Consider the following 18,983-nt stretch of genomic DNA (forward strand, 5'->3'; position numbering starts at 1 on the left):
CGCCCGCTTTGCCTCGCGCCGCTCGGGCGTTATAAGGCCGGGGCCTGACGCGGGAGAACTGGATGAGCAAGATCAAGGTCGAAAAGCCGGTCGTCGAGCTCGACGGCGACGAGATGACGCGGATCATCTGGGCCTATATCAAGGACAAGCTCGTCATCCCCTATCTCGATATCGAGCTGCTCTATTACGATCTCTCCATCCAGAATCGCGACGCCACCAACGACCAGGTGACGATCGACGCCGCCGAGGCGATCAAGCGCCATGGAGTCGGCGTCAAATGCGCGACCATCACGCCGGATGAAGCGCGCATGAAGGAGTTCGGCCTCAAGGAAATGTGGAAGTCGCCGAACGGCACGATCCGCAATATTCTCGGCGGCGTCATCTTCCGCGAGCCGATCATCTGCAAGAACGTTCCGCGCCTCGTGCCGGGCTGGACGCAGCCGATCGTGATCGGCCGCCACGCCTTCGGCGATCAATATCGCGCCGTCGATTTCCGCACGCCGGGCAAGGGCCGGCTCACCATCAAATTCGAGGGCGACGACGGGACGGTGATCGAGAAGGAGGTGTTCGAGTTCCCCGCTGCGGGCGTCGCCATGGCGATGTACAATCTCGACGAGTCGATCCGCGAATTCGCCCGCGCCTCGATGAACTATGCGCTCGCGCGCAAGTTCCCGCTCTATCTCTCGACGAAGAACACGATCCTGAAGGCTTATGACGGGCGTTTCAAGGACCTCTTCCGAGAGGTGTTCGACGCCGAGTTCAGGACGAAATTCGAGGCGCTCGGCCTCACTTATGAGCATCGTCTGATCGACGATATGGTCGCCTCGGCGCTCAAATGGTCGGGCGGCTATGTGTGGGCCTGCAAGAACTATGACGGCGACGTGCAGTCCGACACCGTGGCGCAGGGCTTCGGCTCGCTCGGCCTGATGACCAGCGTGCTGATGACGCCGGACGGACAGACGGTGGAGGCGGAAGCGGCCCATGGCACGGTGACCCGCCACTACCGCGAACACCAGAAGGGCCACGAGACGTCCACCAACTCGATCGCCTCGATCTTCGCTTGGACGCGGGCGCTCGCCCATCGCGGCAAGCTCGACGGCAATTCCGCCCTGACCACTTTCGCTCGAACGCTCGAGGACGTGTGCGTCTCGACGGTGGAGCAGGGCTTCATGACCAAGGATCTGGCGCTGCTCGTCGGCCATCGCCAGAAATGGCTGTCGACGACCGGCTTCCTCGACAAGATCGACGCCAATCTGAAATCGGCGCTCGCGGGACGCGTCTAGGGGACTTCCACTCTGATCGGATCGGAAACCGTTCACGCATTCCGTTCGGAGGGAATTCTGATCGCTCGACAATTCCGTTCGAGCGGAAAGCGCTCTAAAGCCCCTCGGACGGAAGTGATTGTGCTGCCAGGACGGCGCGGCTATATAGACGCCGCGTTCAGGCTGAGAGAGGATTCGAGGCCATGGCGGTGGATATAGACGAAAGCTACAAACCGTCCGACCAGGAAGCCTTCATGAACGAGCGGCAGCGCGAGTATTTCCGGCGCAAGCTGCTCACGTGGAAAGAGGAAATTCTGCAGGAGAGCCGCGACACGCTGGCTACTCTGCAAAGCGAGAACGAGAATCATCCAGACCTCGCCGATCGGGCGTCCTCGGAGACCGACCGAGCGATCGAGCTGAGGGCCCGCGATCGCCAGCGCAAGCTCATCGCCAAGATCGACGCGGCTCTGTCGCGTCTCGAAGACGGCACATATGGCTATTGCGAAGAGACCGGCGAGCCCATTTCCCTGAAGCGGCTCGACGCACGGCCGATCGCCACATTGTCGATCGAGGCCCAGGAGCGTCACGAACGCCGCGAACGGGTCTATCGCGACGACTGAAGGCGCTCGCCGCTCGCGGCCTCATGGCGCCCGCGGTCTTTCCGCAGGCGCCGCCGTTATGGCTCACTTCTTGTCGCTGGGTTCGGGCCGCCCCAGCAGCCGCGCCATTTCCGCTTCCAGCGAATCGAGTGGATCGACCTCCGCGCCCGACTTCGGCGCGGCCGCTGGAGCCGGCGTCGCCGGAGGCGCGGACGGGGGAGCCGCCGGCGCTGGGGGAGCCGCCGGCGCTGGTGGAAGCGGCGCAGCCGCGGCGGGCGGCCGCGGCGCAGGCGGACCCGGCGCGTGCGGCGTAATCTCGGCAGGCGCCTTCTCGGGCGGCGGCAACGGCGGCGCGGGAGCCGCGCCCTCGGCGCTTGGCGGGGACGCGGAGCGCTGCGTGCGCGAAAGGAAAGGCGGGGGCGGCGGCCGCGGAGTTCTCGGCGTCGGCGTGAAGCCGGGCCGCGGCGGCGGCGCGAAGCGGGAGGCCGCGGCAGGTCGAGGCGCGGCTGCCGGCTGACCTTCGCCTGCCGGCGACATGGGCGGCGCTGCGGGCGGCTTGACCGGTGGGGACGGTGGCGGCGGAGCGAACATGTCGGAGGGCAGCGGAGCGAGGCCGGGCGGCGGCGCGACCTCGGCGGGCCGCGCGCCGATCTCGGCAGGCGGCGGCGGGATCGGGCCGAGCGAAGACGGTGGCGGCGGAGCGAGCGGCCAGCCGGCCGCCGCCGGCGCCTCGCGCGGCCGCGCGTCGCGCGCCTCGACCCGTGTGATGGCGCCTTCGACCAGAAGATCGTTGGGACCGCCGATCAGCAGCAGATGCTCGACATTGTCGCGCCTCACGATGACCAGCTGGCGGTCGCCGTCGAGGTCGAACGTGTCGACGATGTCGAGCCGCCGCGGCCGATTGCGCGGTCCGGGCGCCTTGATGCGGCGTCCGAACAAGAGCCTGTAGATGTAGAGCAGCAGGAGCGCCGCGAACAGGAACGCCACGACCGCAGCGAGGATCGGCAGAAGCTGGGACTGGGTGATGCTGGGTGGCATGAATCGCTTTTTCTCTCGTCGTGACGCGGCGCGAGCATGCAATCTATCAGTTTTCGAAGCAAGCGCGCCCGAAAGGTTAATCAATGGTTAACGCGCGCGACGGAGAGGGCGCGGCGCACCGGGAAATCGGCGCGCGGGCGTTGCCATGCGTCGCGCGGAAGGTCATTGTCTAACGCGATTCACTTCAGCGCCGGCCCATTTCGCCGGGCGCGACCGAACGAGACTCCGTTCAGAATGCACGACAGGCTCGAAAGGCCGGCGCCGCCCGCCTACGACCGGACCGAACGACCCGGAAACATCGGGCTCGTCCTCGCGCTCGCGATCGGGCTCGTGGGCGCGATCGTCTTCGCTTCGCTCCTGCCGGCGTCCGTCGCGCCGAAATTCGCGGCCGGCCTGCTGGCGCTGCTCGCGGTCGGCGGCGTGTTCTCCGCCTTCGCTTATGCGGTCGGCTTCCTGCGCCTTCCGGCCGCTGCGGCGCGGCGCGACATCGCGCGGCAAATCGCCGACACCTTCTCGGAAGGGCTGCTCGTGACCGAAGGCGATTCCCAGATCGTCTACGCCAACGACGCCTATATGGAATTGTGCGGAGCGCGTGACGCGGCCGGTCTCGTCACCGTCGAACGTCTGTTTTCGGGCCCGGCCGATGTGTCCGAGGCGGTCTATCGTCTCGCCCAGGCCGCGCGCGCGCGGCGCCCGCATGCGGAAGACATTCGCCTCGCGCCGCCGCTCACGGGCGACGCGGACGTCGGCTGGTATCGCATCCGCGTGCGGCCCCTGGCGCGCGAGGGCGGCGACGTCGCCAATTTGTGGACCGTCGTCGACGCGACCGCCGATCGCCAGCGGCAGGAGAATTTCTTCCAGGAGCTTCAGCATGCGATCGATTTTCTCGACCATGCGCCCGCCGGCTTTTTCTCGGCCGCGCCGGACGGGGCGATCTCTTATATGAACAAGACGCTCGCCGGCTGGCTCGGCTATGATTTGACGCAGGTCGGCTCGGGCGGCGTCGCGCTCGCCGACATCGTGGCCAACAGCGGCTCGACGCTCATCACCTCGGTCGCCGGGGGCGCGGGCGAGGTGCGCACGGCGCAGATCGATCTCGATCTGAAGCGCCGCAACGGCCGCACGCTTCCCGTGCGCCTGCTGCATCGCGTCGCCTTCGGCCAGGACGGAACGCCCGGCGACTCGCGAACGCTCGTGCTGAACCGCGCCGCGGGCGAGGAGCCGGAGGAGGATCTTCGCGCCGCCGAGGTGCGCTTCGCGCGCTTCTTCAACTCGACGCCCATGGCGATCGCCGCGCTCGACCAGAACGGCCGCGTCACCCGCTCCAACGCGGCTTTCGCCAAGCTTCTGCCGCAGGCGATGAAAGGCGGCGCCGCTTGGCCGATCCTCGACGGCGTCGTCGAGCGCGATCGCCCGGCGCTGCGCGAGGCGATCGCCGCGGCGCTCGACAACAAGGGCGATGTGGAGGCGATCGACGCCGCTCTGGAGGAGAGCGAGGAAAGGCCGACGCGCTCGGCGCGCTTCTTCGCCACGCCGGCGGAGGACGCCGGCGGCAAGGGCGCGATGATCTATGCGCTCGACACGACCGAGCAGCGCAAGCTGCAGGAGGGCTTCGCCCAGTCGCAGAAGATGCAGGCGGTCGGCCAGCTCGCCGGCGGCGTCGCGCACGACTTCAACAATATGCTGACGGCGATCATCGGCTATTCCGATCTGCTGCTCGCCAATCACCGGCCGACCGATCCCTCCTTCCAGGACATCATCCAGATCAAGCAGACGGCCAATCGCGCCGCCGGATTGACCCGGCAATTGCTCGCCTTCTCGCGGCGGCAGACTCTGCGCCCGCAGGTGCTGCAGCTCGGCGACGTGCTCTCCGAGCTGCAATTGCTGCTGCGGCGCCTCGTCGGCGAGAAGGTCGAGGTCGATCTGAAGCACGGCCGCGACCTCTGGTTCGTCAAGGCCGACATCAATCAGTTCGAGCAGGTCGTCATCAATCTCGTCGTCAACGCCCGTGACGCCATGCCGGAGACGGGCGGCCGCATCACTCTGCGCACGCGCAATGTCCCCGCGGCCGAATGCGCGGGCTTCGGCGAGGCCTCGCTCACCGCCGCCGATTATGTGTCGATCGAGGTCGAGGACAACGGCTCCGGCATTCCGGCGGACGTGAAGGCGAAGATTTTCGAGCCCTTCTTCACCACCAAAGAGGTGGGCAAGGGCACGGGCCTCGGCCTCGCCATGGTGTTCGGCATCGTCAAGCAGTCGGGCGGCTTCGTCTTCGTCGAGAGCGAGGTCGGCCGCGGGACCGTGTTCCGCATCCTGCTGCCGCGGCATGTGCCGGAGGTCGGCGAGGTTCCGGCGAAGCAGGAAGGGCCGAAGCCCGCCGCCGATTATACGGGGCAAGGGCGCATTCTGCTGGTCGAGGACGAGGACGCCGTTCGCGCCTTCGCCGCCCGCGCCCTGGTCTCGCGCGGCTATAGCGTGCTGGAGGCGAGCTCCGGCGTCGAGGCGCTGGAAGTGGTGGATCGCGAAGGCCCGCGCATAGACCTCATCGTCTCGGATGTGGTGATGCCGGAGATGGACGGCCCCGCCATGTTCGCGGAGCTGCGCAAGCGCGGCGTGACGGCGAAGGTCGTGTTCGTCTCGGGCTATGCCGAGGAGGCGTTCGCGAAGAATTTGCCCGACGGCGATTTCGGCTTCCTGCCCAAGCCGTTCAGCCTGAAGCAGCTGATCGAGACGGTGAAGGCGAGTTTGGGGTGAAGCGCGGGTCGCGCCTGCGCGTGTTTCGTGACATCGAAGGCGTCATGCAGATCACTTTGACCGCACATCAAGAGGCATGGCTCCGCGCGCGCGTGGCGCGGGGCGATTTTGCGTCTCTGGAGGACGCCGTGAGCCGGCTCCTCGAGGAGCGCATCGCCGAGCGTGCGATCGACGAAAACGACTTGTCCTGGGCGAAGCCGCTGGTGGAGAAGGGCCTCCGGGCGCGTCGAGCGCGGAGAAGTCATCGCGCTCGACGCGCACAAGGAGCGCAACGCGGCCCGCCTCGCCGCTCTCAAAAGGTGATGGCGCGTGTCGTCGTCACCGACGTCGCCGACGGCGATCTCGACCAGATCCTGTCCGCTATTGCTCGCGAAGCCGGCGTCGCCGCGGCCGAAAAAATATATTGCCAAGTTCGAGAGCTTTTTCGATCGGCTGAGCGTCTACCCAAACAGCTGCCCGCTCCGGTCGAGTCTGGGCGAGCATCTTCGCGTTGGCGTCGTCTTTCCCTATCTGGTGGTCTACCGTCACAGGGACACAGAAGATTTAGTTTGCATTGTCTGTAGTTTACATGGGCGCCGAGAGGTCACGAGCGAAATTCTGCCCAGAACGTGACGCCGCGCTCGCGTCGAGCCTCGGACGGCGCCGCTTGCCTTCTCTCATAGGTTACGGATAGACGAAAATCGCCTATATCGCCTCCATGACCCGCTCCGCCCTCTACACCGGCTCCTTCGATCCGCTCACGCTCGGCCATCTCGACGTGATCCGCGCCGGCGCCGGGCTCTGCGACCGGCTGGTCGTCGCCATCGGCGCTCATCCCGGCAAGACGCCGCTGCTCACGCTCGAGGACCGCATCGCGCTGATCCGGGAAGTCTGCGCCGGGCTCGAAGGCTCCTTCGAGGTCGTCTCCTTCGACGGCCTCGCGGTGGACGCCGCCCGGGCGCATGGGGCGGAGATCATCTTGCGTGGATTGCGCGACAGCGCCGATTTCGACTATGAAATGCAGATGGCGGGGATGAATCTCGCCATGGCGCCGGAGATCAGAACCATTTTTCTGCCTTCGTCTCCGGCCGTCCGGCACATCACCGCGACGCTCGTGCGGCAGATCGCCTCGCTCGGAGGCGATGTCTCGCCCTTCGTCCCGCCGCAGGCGGCCGAGGCTCTGCGTCGCGCGCTCTCCAGCCGCCGACCATAAAGCAACAGGGAGGTTCCATTGCTCATCGATCGCCGCGCCTTCGCGCTCGCGGCCGCGCTCGCCGCCGCCGTTCCGACTTTCGGCCACGCCGCGGAGGCCGAGCCGCACACGCTCTATCTCGACACCAAGGACGGCCGCATCGTCATCAAGCTGCGCGCCGACATCGCGCCCAAGCATGCGGCCCAGATCGAGACCCTGGCCAAGCGCCATTTCTATGACGGCGTCGTGTTCCACCGCGTCATCGACGGCTTCATGGCCCAGACCGGCGATCCGACCGGCACCGGCATGGGCAAGTCCGACCTGCCCAACATCCCCGCCGAATTCTCCAAGGAGAAGTTTCTGCGCGGCACGGTGGGCATGGCGCGCAGCCAGGATCCGAACTCGGCCAATTCGCAATTCTTCATCTGCCTCGCGCCGGCGCGCTATCTCGAGGAGCAGTATACGGTGATCGGCGAGGTCGTGTCGGGCCTGGACGTCGTCGACAAGATCAAGAAGGGCGACAAGGCCGACAACGGCAAGGTCTCGAATCCCGACAAGATCATCAAGCTGCGCCTCGCCGGCGACGAGAGCTGAGCGGAGCGCGCCGTGATCCGGGGAGCCGCCGGCCCCCGGATTGCTTCGCCTCGCGACGAGAAACCGAACAGAACAGGAGCCGACATGAGCGACGCCGATACGTTGAAGCTCGAGACGACGAAGGGCGACGTGGTGATCAGATTCCGCCCCGATCTCGCCCCCGATCACGTGGCCCATATCAAGAAACTCGTGTCGGAAGGATTCTATGACGGGATCGTGTTCCACCGCGTCATCGAGGGCTTCATGGCGCAGACCGGCTGCCCGCACGGAACCGGCACGGGCGGCTCGAAATATCCGGACCTGAAGCAGGAGTTCAACGCGGAGCCGCATGTGCGCGGAACCTGCTCCATGGCGCGCGCGCAGCATCCCGATTCGGCCAATTCGCAATTCTTCATCTGCTTCGACGACGCCCGCTTCCTCGACAAGAAATATACGGTCTGGGGCGAGGTGATCTCGGGCATGGAGAACGTCGACAAGCTCGAGCGCGGAGAGCCGGTGAAGGACCCCGACAAGATCATCAAGGCGACGCTCGGCTGATAGGCGGCGGCGCCGCCCTTCTCCCGCTTTGCGGGAGAAGGTGGCCCGGCGAAGCCGGGTCGGATGAGGGCTCTCGACGTTTCGACTCGCTCGGTCGATGAGGCGGGGGCGTTCGAGAGTTCGCCCCCGCCTGCAGGACCCTCATCCGACCCCGCTTCGCGGGGCCACCTTCTCCCACGAGTGGGAGAAGGAGTCGCGCACGACGACTTCGCCTCAAAAAATCATGCGCGTCGATCTCTTCGATTTCGAGCTGCCTCAGGAGGCGATCGCGCTCAGACCCGCGAGCCCGCGCGACAGCGCACGGCTGCTCGTCGTCCCGCCGGAAGGCGCCTTCTCCGATCGTTCCGTCTCCGACCTTCCGCGGCTGCTCGCGCCGGGCGATGCGCTGGTCGTCAACGACACGCGCGTCATTCACGCGCGGCTTTCGGGCTCTCGCACGCGCGGAGATTCGCGGGCGCATATCGAAGCGACTTTGATCGAACGCGTCGGCGAGGATCGCTGGCGCGCGCTCGTGCGGCCGGCGAAGAAGCTCGCGGCCGGCGAGGACGTGACTTTCGGAGAGGCGGGACTCGACGCGCGCGTTCTCGAAAAGAGCGGGAACGGCGAAATCCTCTTCGCTTTCTCGCTCTCGGGCGCGGCCCTCGACGCCGCCGTCGAGGCGGCGGGCGTCATGCCGTTGCCGCCTTATATCGCCGGCAAGCGCGCCGCCGACGCGCGCGACGAAACGGATTACCAGACCCTGTTCGCCGCCCGCGCCGGCGCCGTCGCCGCTCCGACGGCGGGCCTGCATTTCACGCCGCGGCTCGTGGATGCGCTGAGCGAACGAGGCGTCGCGCTCCGGCATGTGACGCTGCATGTCGGCGCCGGCACCTTTCTTCCGGTCAAGGCCGAGGATACGGAGGCGCACGAAATGCACGCGGAATGGGGCGAGCTCGACGCCGCGACGGCCGATGCGCTGAACGAGACGCGCGCGCGGGGCGGCCGCGTCGTCGCGGTCGGCACGACGGCGCTGCGCGTCCTCGAGACCGCGGCGCGTGGAGATGGGAGCCTCGCGTCCTTCGCCGGCGAGACGGCGATCTTCATCACGCCCGGCTATCGCTTCCGCGCCGTCGACGCGCTGCTCACCAATTTCCATCTGCCGCGCTCGACCCTGTTCATGCTGGTCTCGGCCTTCTCCGGATTGGAGCGCATGAAGGCGGCCTATGCCCATGCGATAAGCTCCGGCTATCGCTTCTACTCCTACGGCGACGCCTGCCTGCTGCTGCGGCGATGAGCGACGCGCCCTTCCTCGATGTGCGCGTCCTCGCCCTGTGGCGCGATGATCGCACCGAATGCCCGCTGACTTTCGATCTGCGCATCGACGCCGCGAGTCGCCGCATCGTCTCGCATTGGGACAGCTTCGGCGCCTGCGATCTCGCAGGCGAAAAATGCCGGCCCTTCGTGCTGCGGCGCGACGGCGCGATCGATTTCGGCGCCGGCGCGAGCGAGCGCTGGCGGACGGATTTTCGAGACGCCGTCATGCGCGTCGGCGAGCGCTTCACGGTTCACTGGAACGAATGCGACCTCGGCCTGTATGAGATCGTCAAGGTCGCCGCGCTCGGCGCCAAGAACGGAACGGCGGACAAGACGGGAACGGGAGACGCATGACCGGGCAATTCGAGTTTCGCCTTCTCGCGAAGGACGGCGCCGCGCGGCGCGGCCTCGTCTCGACGCCGCGCGGAGACATTCGCACGCCCGCCTTCATGCCGGTCGGCACGGCGGCGACGGTCAAGGCGATGTTTCCCCAGGACGTGCGGACCGCGGGCGCCGATATCGTGCTCGGCAATGTCTATCATCTGATGCTGCGCCCCGGCGCGGAGCGGATCGCGGCGCTCGGCGGCCTGCATCGGTTCATGAACTGGCCGCGTCCGATCCTGACCGATTCCGGCGGGTTCCAGGTGATGTCGCTCGCAAAGCTCCGCAAGCTCGACGAAGAGGGCGTCGCCTTCCAGTCGCATATCGACGGCTCGCGCCATCTGCTGACGCCCGAGCGCTCGATGGAGATCCAGCGCCTGCTCGACTCCGACATTCATATGCAGCTGGACGAATGCGTGCGGCTGCCTTGCACGGGAGAGGAGGCCGAGCGCGCCATGCGCCTGTCTCTTCGCTGGGCCGAACGTTCGCGCGCCGCCTTCGGCGAGCAGAAGGGCAAGGCGATCTTCGGCATCGTGCAGGGAGCCGACTCTCCCGCGCTACGCGTCGAGAGCGCGCGGGCGCTGGCGGCGATGGATTTTCACGGCCTCGCCATCGGCGGGCTCGCCGTCGGCGAGCCGCAGGAGGTGATGCTGGCGATGCTCGAGACGGTCATGCCGCATCTGCCGGAGCACAAGCCGCGCTATCTGATGGGCGTCGGCGCGCCGGACGACATCCTGCAATCGGTCGCGCGCGGCGTCGACATGTTCGATTGCGTGATGCCGACGCGCGCCGGCCGCCACGGCCTCGCCTACACGCGCTTCGGCCGCGTGAACTTGCGCAACGCCCGCCACGCCGACGATCCGGCGCCGCTGGACGAGGAGTCTTCCTGTGAGCCGGCGCGCGTCTATTCGCGCGCCTATCTGCATCATTTGATGAAGGCCGGCGAAATCCTCGGCATGATGCTGCTGACGCAGATCAATGTCGCTTATTATCAAGAGCTGATGGCGGGCCTGCGCCGCGCGATCGAGGAGGGGAGGCTCACGGATTTCATCGGGGAGACGAGGGAAGGGTGGGCGAAAGGGGAGGGAGCAAGTCTATAGTCGGCGAGATACGAGGTGATTCATGCCGCACGCTTTCGCTCGACGATCGGTTTCGGAGACTGTCGACGACGATTCGGGGTCATCGTCGCTCGAGCGCGAGCTCATCGCCTTCGACGCTTTCGGCTCGCCGACGCGGCGCGTGGAGGAAGAAGGCGTCGTCTATCTCGTCAATGAATTCTGGACCTCCGCGCAGCGGCAAGCGCATTCGATCCACGAGATCAGCTATCGGGCCTGCTTCAAGCCGCAATTGCCGGAGTTCTTCATCTCTCGTCTCACCAAGCCGGGCGAGGCGGTGTTCGACCCTTTCATGGGGCGCGGCACCACGCCGGTGCAGGCGGCGCTGCAGGGCCGGCGGCCGGTCGGCGCCGACATCAATCCGCTCTCCATCCTGCTGACTCGTCCACGCCTCTCGCCGCCGAGCCTCGCCGCGATCGAGCGGCGACTCGCGGAAATTCCATGGGAGCGGGGGGAGATCGAGCGCGAGGACCTCCTCGTCTTCTACCACCCGGAGACTTTGCGGCGGCTCTGCGCATTGCGCCGCCATCTTCTCGACCGCGCGCCCCTCGGCGGCGAGCCCGATCCGGTCGACGACTGGATCAGAATGGTCGCCATCAACCGCCTCACCGGACATTCGCCGGGTTTCTTCTCGGTCTATTCGCTGCCGCCGAATCAGGCGGTCTCGGTCGAGGCGCAGGCCAAGATCAACGAAAAGCGCAGGCAGACGCCGCCGTTTCGCGACGTAGCGGCGCTGATCCTGCGAAAATCTCGGGCGCTGCTCGCCGATGGCGCGCCGCCGCCGCATCCGCCCGCGCTGCTCGCCACGGCCGAGGCTTGGCGCGCGCCCTTCCTCGGCGAAGGCGAGGCGCGGCTCGTCGTCACCTCGCCGCCTTTCCTCGACGTGGTGCATTATGCGAGCGACAATTGGCTGCGCAATTGGTTCGCCGGCGTCGATGCGAGCGAGGTGCGGATTTCCGCGCACCGGAGCGAAGCGGATTGGGAGAAGATGGTCCGCTCGTGCCTCGAGGAATTCGCCCGCGTCCTCGCGCCGGGCGGTCATGTCGCCTTCGAAGTCGGCGAGGTGCGCGGCGGCAGAGTGCTGCTCGAACGGCTGGCGTGGCGCGCCGCGGAAGGATTGCCATTCGAGCGCTCGTTCGTGCTCGTCAACAGCCAGAGCTTCACCAAGACCAGCAATTGCTGGGGAGTCGGCAACAATATCAAAGGCACGAACACCAATCGCGTGGTGACGCTCCGAAGGATGTGACGTACGCCCGTCGCCGCGATGCGCGCCGTTATCCGACGCTCTTGTTCGCCGGACGGCTCGTCTCGGCCGCGCTTTCGCGCTATCCTGCGAAGCGGCGGAGCGCTCGCCGCGACGCGGGTGGGGGAACGAGGGCTCGCGGATCGCCTCTCACGCTCCCAGATAATGTCGTCGGACCGACGGGGATGCGCGGCCATGCCGGCAGGGGAAAAGAACGACGCGAAATTCGCCGATGTCGCGGGGGCGGCGCAGGGCGCTCCCGCCGTGGACGGCGTACTGCAATTTTCGCGCGAGCAGGAGCTTTCCGCCTATCGCGCCATGCTGCTCATTCGCCGCTTCGAGGAGAAGGCCGGCCAGATCTACGGCATGGGTCTCATCGGCGGCTTCTGCCATCTCTATATCGGCCAGGAGGCGGTGGTCGTCGGCGCGCGCATGGCGGCGCGGCCCACCGATCAATTCATCACCGGCTATCGCGACCACGGCCATATGCTCGCCTGCGGCATGGAGCCCAAGCGTGTGATGGCGGAGCTCACCGGGCGCAGGAGCGGCTATTCCAAGGGGAAGGGCGGCTCCATGCACATGTTCTCGCGCGAGAAGAATTTCTACGGCGGCCATGGCATCGTCGGGGCGCCGGCGCCGCTCGGAGCGGGGCTCGCCTTCGCCGACGCCTATCGTGGGACCGATTCCGTCTCGCTGACCTTCTTCGGAGAGGGGGCCGCCAATCAGGGGCAGGTCTATGAGAGCTTCAACATGGCGGAGCTCTGGAAGCTGCCGGTGGTCTATATCGTCGAGAACAATCGCTACGCCATGGGCACGTCGGTCGAGCGCTCCTCGGCCCAGCGCGATTTTTCCAAGCGTGGCGAAGCCTTCAACATCGTCGGGCGGCAGGTCGACGGCATGGACGTGCGCGCCGTCGCGGCCGTGGCGACCGAGGCGCTCGACTGGTGCCGGGCGGGGAAGGGGCCCTTCCTGATCGAGGCCAAGACCTATCGCTATCGCGGCCACTCCATGTCCGATCCGGCGAAATATCGCTCGAAGGAAGAGGTGCAGAAGGTCCGCGAGGAGCAGGACCCGATCGAACAGGTGCGCGCGCGCCTGCTGGCCGCCGGGACGAGCGAGGACGAGCTGAAGCAGATCGACGCGGCGGTGCGCAAGGTCGTCTCCTACGCCGCGGATTTCGCGACCAATGACGCGGAGCCCGATCCGAGCGAATTGTGGACGGATGTCGTTCTATGAAGAGAGGGCGGAATCTTCGTTCTTCCCACCTTCTCCCGCTCGCGGGAGAAGGTGGCCCGGCGCAGCCGGGTCGGATGAGGGCTCTCTCCACATCCGGACGCTCGGAGATCTGTTCCGCCATCGACGAACGATATCGACGCTGCGTCGGACCCTCATCCGACCTCGCTTCGCGAGGCCACCTTCTCCCACAAATGGGAGAAGGAGGGCCGCGCCCTTCATTCTTTCGGCGGATAGATCCATGACCGTCAATGTCCTCATGCCCGCTCTCTCGCCCACCATGGAGCAGGGCAAGCTCGCCAAATGGCTGAAGAACGAGGGCGACAAGGTCAAGGCCGGCGACGTCATCGCCGAGATCGAGACCGACAAGGCGACGATGGAGGTCGAGGCCGTCGACGAAGGCGTGCTCGCCCGCATCCTCGTGCCTGGCGGCGCCGAGAATGTCGCGGTCAACACGCCGATCGCCGTCATCGCCGAAGAGGGCGAGGAGATTGGCTCCGTGGACGCCGCGCCGCCGTCGAGTGCGCCCGCCGCGGCTCCGGAAGCGCCCGCATCCGCTCCCGAACCCGCGGCTGCGACCGCTGTTCCGGCTCCCGCAGCGCCTCCGACCGCGCCTGCCGCCGCGGCGGAAATCCCGACCGACGCCACCTTCATCCCGATGACCATGCGTGAAGCGTTGCGCGACGCCATGGCCGAGGAGATGCGGCGCGACCCGGATGTGTTCGTCATCGGCGAGGAGGTCGCCGAATATCAGGGGGCGTACAAGGTCACCCAGGGCTTGCTCCAGGAGTTCGGCGCGCGCCGCGTCGTCGATACGCCGATCACCGAATATGGCTTCGCCGGCCTCGCCGTCGGCGCGGCCTTTGCCGGGCTGAAGCCGATCTGCGAATTCATGACCTTCAATTTCGCCATGCAGGCGATCGACCATATCGTGAACTCGGCGGCGAAGACGCTCTATATGTCCGGCGGCCAGGTCAATTGCCCGATCGTTTTCCGCGGGCCGAACGGCGCCGCCGCGCGCGTCGCCGCCCAGCACAGCCAGGATTATTCGGCCTGGTTCTCTCAGGTGCCGGGGCTGAAGGTGATCGCCCCGTCCAACGCCGCCGACGCCAAGGGGCTGTTGAAGAGCGCCATCCGCGATCCGAATCCCGTGGTCTTTCTGGAGAACGAGATTCTCTACGGAAAGCAGTGGGACACGCCGATTCTCGAGGATTTCCTTATCCCGATCGGCAAGGCGCGCGTCGCGCGGGCGGGCGCTCATGTCACGCTCGTCTCCTTCTCGATCGGCGTCGTCCATGCGCTCGCCGCCGCCGAGGCGCTCGCCAAGGAGGGGATCGAGGCGGAGGTGATCGATCTGCGCACGCTGCGGCCGATGGACGTCCCGGCCATCGTCGAATCGGTGAAGAAGACCGGTCGCTGCGTGGCGGTGGAGGAGGGCTGGCCGCAATGCGGCGTCGGCTCGGAGATCGCCGCCCGCGTGCAGGAGGAGGCCTTCGATTATCTCGACGCGCCGGTGCTGCGCGTAGCGGGAAAGGACGTGCCCATGCCCTATGCCGCCAATCTTGAGAAGCTGGCTCTGCCGTCCGTCGCCGAGGTGATCGCGGCGGCGAAGGCGGTTCTATACCGCTGACGGCTCGTCGGGCCAGAAGTCTTCGGCGATCAGCTCCTCGAAGGACCAGGGGCAGGCGTCCGGGAAGGCGGGTTTCGGCAGGCCGGTCTCGAGCATGGCGCGCAGAACCGCATCCCCATAAACCTTGGTCGAGATGCCTTCGATCAGCGGTTTCAGGCTCGGGTTGTCGTCGAGATGATCCTCGAGCTCGTGTTTCTGGACGGTGATCGATACTTTCCGGCTCGCAGTGCGCTTCAACGGCTGGAAACGCCATTTCAGGAGGTGGAGAATCAAAATCTCGAGGCGGCTCGCCAACTTGCGCTTCTCAGTCTTGCCCCCATGCTCTCGATTTCCTGCGCGATATGCTCGCTGTCGGCTTGCGCGAGCTTGCCTTCGCGCAGGAGAGTCGCCTGCTCATTGGCCCAGGCGTAGAAATCGCTGTCATAGAGCCGGCTCGTGGCCATTCTGTCCTCCCCGCGATGATCGATGTCGTTGCGGCTGGCGTTATGCTGAGAATATATCGTCGGCGTCTCGCCGCCAAAATCGGCTCGAAATTCTGAGGACATCGCAATGAACGCCGCGGCTCGCGCTCTGGATCATACGTCGGACGGCGGCGGGCGCATCTTCGCTTCGCCCCTGGCGCGGCGGCTCGCCGCGGAGAACGGGCTCGACCTCGCGTCGCTGACCGGCTCCGGCCCGCATGGGCGGATCATCGAGCGCGACGTGAAAGGCGCGCTCGGCGGCGCGCGTCCCGCAGCGGCGCCGTCCGCGCCGAGCGAGGCGCCGGTGGCGCTGTCCGACGCCGTGGCGCGCCAGCTTTTCGCGCCCGGCTCTTTCATCGAAATCCCGCATGATTCGATGCGCAAGGCGATCGCCCGGCGCATGACCGACGCCGTGCGAACCATCCCGCATTTCGCTCTGCAGACCGCCTGCGAGATCGACGCGCTGCTGCGCCTGCGCGAGGACTACAACAGCGTCGCGCCGGTCGGCGCGGATGGAAAGCCCGAGTGGAAGGTCTCGGTCAACGACATCATCGTGAAGGCCATGGCGCTCGCGCTGCAGCGCGTTCCCGACGCCAATGTCACCTTCACGCAGAGCGCGATGCTGAAGCACAAGTCGTCGGACGTGGGCGTCGCCGTCTCCATTCCGGGCGGCCTCGTCACCCCGATCGTGCGCAACGCCGAGACCAAGAGCTTTCGCGAGATCGCCATCGAAATGAAGGATTTCGCCACGCGGGCGAAACAGCGGAAATTGAAGCCGAGCGAATATGAGGGCGGCACGACCGCCGTCTCCAATCTCGGAATGTTCGGCGTCGAGAACTTCTCCGCCGTCATCAATCCGCCCCATGCGACCATTCTCGCGGTCGGCGCCGGCGAGCCGCGCATCGTCGCAAAGAACGGCGCGCCGGCGGTCGCGACGATCATGAGTGTGACGCTCTCGGTCGACCATCGCGCGGTCGATGGCGCCCTCGGCGCCATGCTGCTCGCCGAGTTCAAGCGGCTGATCGAGCATCCCGGAGCGATGCTGGCGCCGTGACGGCCCTTCCGCGATCCCGCCTTCGTCGATGAGCGAGGCGCCGCCGCCTTCGTCCGCGCGTCGAACATAGTTTAGAAAGAGAATAATTTGCAGATATCGTGTATCTGATGACAAATATTTCTCGATAGAAACAAATATCTAGCCTTCTTACAAAAATTCTCGATACGTACGTGTCACGTTGACTGTCGGACCGACTGCCGAATAGCTTCTACTTAGGTGAGGCTATTCAGTGGTGGCGGTCGAGATGATGGAATACAAGGGTTCTGCGATTCGTTGTCTTTGCTGTCGTTCCCCGCTTTCGGTGAGGAAGCCGCAGCTCGAGTCCGCAAGACACTTCGGCGTCGCCGCTCTGCTACTCTTCGGCTGCGAGTCCGTCGCGCAGGCGGAGCCCGGCGTCACGCCCTTGCCCGCCGTCGCGGTCGACGCGCCGCAGGAAAAGCCCCGGGCGGCCGTCCGCCGAAGCGCCACGCCGGCGCGCGCCGCGCATGTGCGGCCGGCGCGCGCGCCGCGGCCGACCCGAAGCCCGGCTCCGGCTCCGGTAGTGGTCCGGGCGCCTTCGAGCGAGGGCTTCAATCCCGCGCCGGCTCAGGCGGAGATCGGCAATCTGCCGAAGGAATATGCCGGCGGGCAGGTCGCGCGCGGCGCGCGGCTCGGCATGCTCGGCAATCGCGACATCATGGACACGCCGTTCAACGTGTCGAGCTACACATCCGCTCTCATCCAGAATCAGCAGGCGCGCACGCTGCAGGACGTCCTCGAGAACGATCCGTCGGTTCGCGTGACCACATCCGCCGGGCATATGCGCGAGAATTTCAGAATTCGCGGGTTTCAGGTCAATGGCAGCGAGTTCGCGCTCAACGGCATGTACGGGCTGGCGCCGGATGGGCATGTTCCCGTCGAGTTCCTCGAGCGTGTCGAGATCCTGAAGGGGCCTGGCGCCCTGCTCAACGGCATGGCGCCTTTCGGCGCGATCGGCGGCTCGATCAATCTCGTCACCAAGCACGCCGGCGACACGCCGCTCACCCGCATCACGGGCGACTATAGTTCGCATGTCCAGTTCGGCGCGCATGTCGACGTCGCACGACGCTTCGGCGACCATGGTCAGTTCGGCGTGCGCTACAACGGCGTCTACCGTGGCGGCGAGACCGCGCTCGACGCGCAGCGGAAAGAGCGTGGCTTGAACGCGCTCGGGCTGGATTTCCGGGAAGAACGTTTCAGATTGTCGCTCGACGCCTATCACAGCATAGAAAATTTCCAGAACGGCAGCTCGATGCTGGTGAGCTTCACGGGCCCGAGCGTCGCCGCGGCGCCGCATTCGAGCACGAATCTCTTTGTCGGCTCCAACAGCAGATATGAGAACGGAGCCGTCGTCGGGCGCGGCGAGCTCGACATCGCCGAGAATATCACCGTGTTCGGCGGCATCGGCTTCGCCAGCAATGATTACGGCGGCTTCACGAACGGCACTCAGGCGCAGAACGTGGACCTGCTGGGAGACTATCGCGGGACGATCGTCAACCTGCGCGGCTATCAGAATTCGCTGTCCTCGCAGGGCGGGCTGCGCGGGCAGTTCGACACGGGACCGCTGCGTCATCGGCTCGTGGTGAGCGCGTCGTCCTTGTCGTTCACCGCCGGCACGAGAAACAATCGTTCGGAGCCATATGCCTCGAGCATCTACGCGCCCAGCGTGCCGCCGATCGCGACCGATCCGGGCGATCCGACCAAGACCTCGCAGACGCATCTGGCGAGCTTCGCCGTCGCGGACACGATCTCGGCTTTCGACGAACGAATCCAATTCACGGGAGGCGTGCGCAGCCAGCGCGTGCAGACCAAGAACATCAACCCCGCCACGGGCGCGGTCGCCGTCGTCGGCGCTGCGCTCAACGAATATGACAAGCACGCCCTCTCGCCGGCCTTCGCGCTCATCGTCAAGCCGTGGGACGAGCGGCTGTCTCTCTACGCCAATTATATCGAGGGCCTGACGCAAGGCGACCGCGTGACCGATCAGACGGCGACCAATTACAATCAGATTTTCCCGCCGTTCAAATCGGAGCAGATCGAGACCGGCGCCAAGCTCGACCTGGGCGACATCACGAACACGATCAGCTTCTTCGAAATCACGCGGCCGACGCTGATGCGGGTGGACAAAACCTACAACGCCGACGGACGCCAGCGCAATCAGGGCATAGAATGGAATGTGTTCGGCGAGCCCATCGAAGGCGTCCGCGTGGTGGGCGGCGTCGCCTACACGATCGGCGTCCTCACGAGGACCACGAGTGGACAGCTCGACGGAAAAAACGCCTATGGCGTCCCGAGATGGCAGGTGAACCTCTATGGCGAGTGGGACATACCGTATCTCGCCGGACTTACGGCGGAGGGCCGTGTCGTCTATACGAGCGCGCAATATATCAATTCCGCGAACACGGCCAGGATTCCCGAGTGGGCGCGTCTCGATGCGGGATTGCGCTACGCGACCCGCATCTATGACACGGGCGTGACCTTCCGCGCCAATGTGACGAACCTGCTCGACCACAGCTATTGGTCTGGGACGTTCAACGATGGTTTCGCGACATTGAGCGCGCCGCGCACGGTGCTCCTCTCTGCGACAGTCGATTTCTGAG

General features: G+C 66.1%; 18 protein-coding genes. 15 read left to right on the forward strand and 3 right to left on the reverse strand.

Annotation, left to right across the window (positions count from 1 at the left end; genetic code table 11):
• The first annotated feature begins 62 nt into the window (after positions 1 to 62).
• Together AC6IW9_RS17020 and dksA are read left to right on the forward strand one after the other, a co-directional pair.
• Positions 63 to 1,283, forward strand: a complete 1,221-nt coding sequence (locus tag AC6IW9_RS17020; protein WP_497765277.1) for an NADP-dependent isocitrate dehydrogenase — start codon at positions 63 to 65, stop codon at positions 1,281 to 1,283.
• Between the two features lie 182 nt (positions 1,284 to 1,465).
• Positions 1,466 to 1,882, forward strand: a complete 417-nt coding sequence (gene dksA, locus AC6IW9_RS17025) for an RNA polymerase-binding protein DksA (protein WP_497765278.1) — start codon at positions 1,466 to 1,468, stop codon at positions 1,880 to 1,882.
• A 63-nt stretch (positions 1,883 to 1,945) separates the two neighbouring features.
• Here the strand turns inward: dksA and AC6IW9_RS17030 are convergent, their stop codons facing one another.
• Positions 1,946 to 2,899, reverse strand: a complete 954-nt coding sequence (locus tag AC6IW9_RS17030; protein ID WP_497765279.1) for a hypothetical protein — start codon at positions 2,897 to 2,899, stop codon at positions 1,946 to 1,948.
• A gap of 234 nt (positions 2,900 to 3,133) precedes the next feature.
• Between AC6IW9_RS17030 and cckA the strand changes: the two genes are divergently transcribed.
• The 11 genes from cckA to AC6IW9_RS17085 all read left to right on the forward strand — a co-directional run bounded on the left by cckA (position 3,134) and on the right by AC6IW9_RS17085 (position 14,850).
• On the forward strand, positions 3,134 to 5,653 hold the full coding sequence (gene cckA / locus AC6IW9_RS17035) for a cell cycle histidine kinase CckA (RefSeq protein WP_497765280.1): 2,520 nt from the start codon (positions 3,134 to 3,136) through the stop codon (positions 5,651 to 5,653).
• Positions 5,654 to 5,962: 309 nt separating this feature from the next.
• A complete protein-coding gene (locus AC6IW9_RS17040; RefSeq protein ID WP_497765281.1) occupies positions 5,963 to 6,265 on the forward strand; it encodes a type II toxin-antitoxin system RelE/ParE family toxin in 303 nt (100 codons plus the stop codon).
• A gap of 85 nt (positions 6,266 to 6,350) precedes the next feature.
• Complete coding sequence (gene coaD, locus AC6IW9_RS17045; protein WP_497765282.1) at positions 6,351 to 6,845, forward strand: pantetheine-phosphate adenylyltransferase; 495 nt, start codon at positions 6,351 to 6,353, stop codon at positions 6,843 to 6,845.
• A gap of 18 nt (positions 6,846 to 6,863) precedes the next feature.
• Positions 6,864 to 7,418 (forward strand): peptidylprolyl isomerase, encoded by a 555-nt coding sequence (locus AC6IW9_RS17050; protein ID WP_497765283.1) that lies wholly within the window; start codon positions 6,864 to 6,866, stop codon positions 7,416 to 7,418.
• Between the two features lie 84 nt (positions 7,419 to 7,502).
• Positions 7,503 to 7,955 (forward strand): peptidylprolyl isomerase, encoded by a 453-nt coding sequence (locus AC6IW9_RS17055; RefSeq protein ID WP_497765284.1) that lies wholly within the window; start codon positions 7,503 to 7,505, stop codon positions 7,953 to 7,955.
• 223 nt (positions 7,956 to 8,178) lie between these two features.
• Complete coding sequence (queA, locus tag AC6IW9_RS17060) at positions 8,179 to 9,228, forward strand: tRNA preQ1(34) S-adenosylmethionine ribosyltransferase-isomerase QueA (RefSeq protein ID WP_497765285.1); 1,050 nt, start codon at positions 8,179 to 8,181, stop codon at positions 9,226 to 9,228.
• The gene (locus AC6IW9_RS17065) at positions 9,225 to 9,602 is read left to right on the forward strand and encodes a hypothetical protein (RefSeq protein ID WP_497765286.1); all 378 of its coding nucleotides are present in this window, start codon (positions 9,225 to 9,227) and stop codon (positions 9,600 to 9,602) included. The genes queA and AC6IW9_RS17065 overlap by 4 nt, the downstream gene beginning before the upstream one ends.
• Entirely contained in the window at positions 9,599 to 10,729 is a 1,131-nt protein-coding gene (gene tgt / locus AC6IW9_RS17070; protein ID WP_497765287.1) for a tRNA guanosine(34) transglycosylase Tgt, read from the forward strand. Before AC6IW9_RS17065 ends, tgt begins: the two co-directional genes overlap by 4 nt.
• 22 nt (positions 10,730 to 10,751) lie before the next feature.
• Positions 10,752 to 11,990 carry a DNA methyltransferase gene (locus tag AC6IW9_RS17075; protein ID WP_497765288.1) on the forward strand — a complete coding sequence of 413 codons (1,239 nt, stop codon included), beginning with the start codon at positions 10,752 to 10,754 and terminating at the stop codon, positions 11,988 to 11,990.
• A 192-nt stretch (positions 11,991 to 12,182) separates the two neighbouring features.
• On the forward strand, positions 12,183 to 13,223 hold the full coding sequence (pdhA, locus tag AC6IW9_RS17080; RefSeq protein ID WP_497765289.1) for a pyruvate dehydrogenase (acetyl-transferring) E1 component subunit alpha: 1,041 nt from the start codon (positions 12,183 to 12,185) through the stop codon (positions 13,221 to 13,223).
• Between the two features lie 238 nt (positions 13,224 to 13,461).
• The gene (locus AC6IW9_RS17085; protein WP_497765290.1) at positions 13,462 to 14,850 is read left to right on the forward strand and encodes a pyruvate dehydrogenase complex E1 component subunit beta; all 1,389 of its coding nucleotides are present in this window, start codon (positions 13,462 to 13,464) and stop codon (positions 14,848 to 14,850) included.
• On the opposite strand, the gene AC6IW9_RS17090 is transcribed toward AC6IW9_RS17085, so the two are convergent.
• Together AC6IW9_RS17090 and AC6IW9_RS17095 are read right to left on the reverse strand one after the other, a co-directional pair.
• Positions 14,839 to 15,144, reverse strand: a complete 306-nt coding sequence (locus AC6IW9_RS17090; protein WP_497765291.1) for a DUF29 domain-containing protein — start codon at positions 15,142 to 15,144, stop codon at positions 14,839 to 14,841. The genes AC6IW9_RS17085 and AC6IW9_RS17090 overlap by 12 nt on opposite strands.
• Entirely contained in the window at positions 15,120 to 15,293 is a 174-nt protein-coding gene (locus tag AC6IW9_RS17095) for a DUF29 family protein (protein WP_497765292.1), read from the reverse strand. The genes AC6IW9_RS17090 and AC6IW9_RS17095 overlap by 25 nt, the downstream gene beginning before the upstream one ends.
• Positions 15,294 to 15,399: 106 nt before the next feature.
• Between AC6IW9_RS17095 and AC6IW9_RS17100 the strand changes: the two genes are divergently transcribed.
• Both AC6IW9_RS17100 and AC6IW9_RS17105 read left to right on the forward strand, forming a co-directional pair.
• Positions 15,400 to 16,365 (forward strand): 2-oxo acid dehydrogenase subunit E2, encoded by a 966-nt coding sequence (locus AC6IW9_RS17100; RefSeq protein WP_497765293.1) that lies wholly within the window; start codon positions 15,400 to 15,402, stop codon positions 16,363 to 16,365.
• Positions 16,366 to 16,666: 301 nt separating this feature from the next.
• The gene (locus AC6IW9_RS17105) at positions 16,667 to 18,982 is read left to right on the forward strand and encodes a TonB-dependent receptor (protein WP_497765294.1); all 2,316 of its coding nucleotides are present in this window, start codon (positions 16,667 to 16,669) and stop codon (positions 18,980 to 18,982) included.
• The last annotated feature ends 1 nt before the right edge of the window (position 18,983 follow it).

Source organism: Methylosinus sp. shoA, assembly GCF_059718125.1.